This window comes from Psychrobacillus sp. (assembly GCF_056205495.1).
Window position 1 is genome coordinate 1 of record NZ_JBAEAP010000652.1, and the last position, 2271, is coordinate 2271.

At 35.7% G+C, this 2271-nt stretch carries 2 protein-coding genes; both read right to left on the reverse strand.

Annotation, left to right across the window (positions count from 1 at the left end):
* The coding region (locus tag AC06OU_RS18750; RefSeq protein WP_475857727.1) for an amidohydrolase at positions 1 to 1080 on the reverse strand (1080 nt) is incomplete at its 3' end.
* A gap of 136 nt (positions 1081 to 1216) precedes the next feature.
* Positions 1217 to 1822 (reverse strand): YitT family protein, encoded by a 606-nt coding sequence (locus AC06OU_RS18755; protein WP_475857728.1) that lies wholly within the window; start codon positions 1820 to 1822, stop codon positions 1217 to 1219.
* Between the last annotated feature and the right edge of the window lie 449 nt (positions 1823 to 2271).

Genomic DNA, 2271 nt, shown 5'->3' on the forward strand with positions numbered 1-2271 from the left:
ATAAGCAACCGGCTTTAAATGATCCAGGTTGTCCAAAACGTCTATTAATGCCTGATCCCCTATGGTATGAACTGCAATAGGCATATTAAATTCTCTACAGTTTTTCATCAGCTCTAACAGTTCTTCTTTTTCATACATGGAGCTTCCATAGTTACTCGGACTATCAGCATAAGGTTGGGATAATAGCGCCGTTCTTCCACCCAATGCTCCATCAGCAAAAAACTTTATCGCCCCGATCATTACCTTATCGTTCCCAAATCCTGCAGACATACCGGCATCCTTAAGTTCTTCCAAGTACTTATAATCAATTAAAAGATTACTTCGAGGACCCATGCCCTCTTGATTGATAAGTTCATCAAATAGCTTGTATGTTTGCTTTGCACCATTCAAATATGTAGGATCGTTCGTATGAATGCTTGTCATCCCAACTTTAACCGCTTCCTCTAAACCCAACTTCAAAGCAGATTTGAGCTGTTCATAACTTTTCGTTGGAATGCAATCCGTAATTATCGATGAAGCAGTTTCAAGTAATAATCCATTCGGTTTATTGGTTTGCTCGTTAGTTACCACGGTTCCTCCAAAAGGAATAGACATATCTGGGTGGTACCCACTTTGCTCTAAAGCCTTTGAATTTACTAGAAAGGCATGCCCACAAATTCTTGGTAAAAATAATGGGGAACCGGGTGAGACATAGTCTAATTCTTCAATGGAAGGAATTTGCTTGTCAGGGAAGATGTTTTCATCCCAGCCTCTACCTAAGATCCATTCACCAGGCTGAATAGAGCTGGCCTTGTTACTAATAACATTTAGTAGTTTCTCTTTCGTTTCAATTCCAGTCAGGTCTAATTCCTGTGCGTTTATCCCTACACTCGAAATATGTAAATGACTGTCTATCAAACCTGGAAATACATACTTACCATCCAAATCGATTACGGTCGTATGATCTCTCCCCCATTGAAGGAGCATATCCTCATTCGTGCCTAAATCTATAATTTTTTCATTTTCTATCACAATGGACTGAACAAGCGGCTCTTCCAAATTCATCGTGAAAATATTGCCGTTAGTATACATTATTCGCATCTACATTTTCCTCCCTTTTTCATCAATACTTTATTCTATCAATTTATTTAATATTCAGATATATATTATTGGATTTTTATCGTGATTTTGATGAATAAAAGCATATTAGCACTAGAAAGAAAAACCTTAGATAAATCTAATGTACTACACTTTCCTTGGGAATCGGCTTAGGCATTGTCTTTCTAGCAATGAGACTTGTAGTCATTGCCACTGACAATATAGTCATAATCGAGAGTAAAAAAGAATCCATGGAAAGTAAAAGTCCTCCCACTACCAAAACTAATGAATCGATTACAAAGATATTAATCCCTACATTTACACCTGTTTTGGCACTTATAAACTGTGCGATTAAATCCGTTCCACCTGTACTTGTCCGGTACCTAAGCATGAAACCTATCCCGATGCCTACCATCGAACCACCGACTATAGCACTTGGAACGGAATCGAAAACTACTATTGTACTGAATGGTTTAAGTAAATCAATAAAAAAAGAAGAAATAATCATTCCGTGCAAACTATTATAGAAATACTCACGGTATTTAAACCAAGCGATTACAAATATGGGAATACTAAAAAATATAATAGTAGCACCTGTTTTAAAACCCCATAAATAATTTAAGATTAACCCTATACCTATTACTCCACCGTCTAATATCTCATAGGGTACTAAAAACATATTTATTCCAAGTGCGATAAAAATACTGCCAACGATAATTACTAATCCCTTTTTAAATAAATACATATGAACCTCCATTGTCTGGATATGTATTTAATTTATGTACAGTAGGAGGACAACATGTCTAAATCTTACTTGTTCCATATAAAAAGAAAGGGATGGGAAATAACTTAAAATGTAGTTGTTTATCGTCGTGCACAGCTTCAATCCTTGGTTCATACTTAGGCTTTAAGCTCGCGCTGTTCTCAGCTGGCTTTAAAAGAAATAAAAAAGTGAAATCGGAAATCGATTTCACTTTTTTAAAATATTTTATAGTTTTGACTGTCTTTTATCGATAAAAGATTACATATTAGTACCAGTTTTATATACTTCTGCTATGCTTTTGAAGATACTTTTCTATATCGTTATATAAACCACCTTGATTGGAATATCTAACATAATTCTTGGCTGTTCGTAGCCAATCCAATGTGGATGGCTGCTGATTACTTAGTGCCTCTAGCATATCATCTGTATTT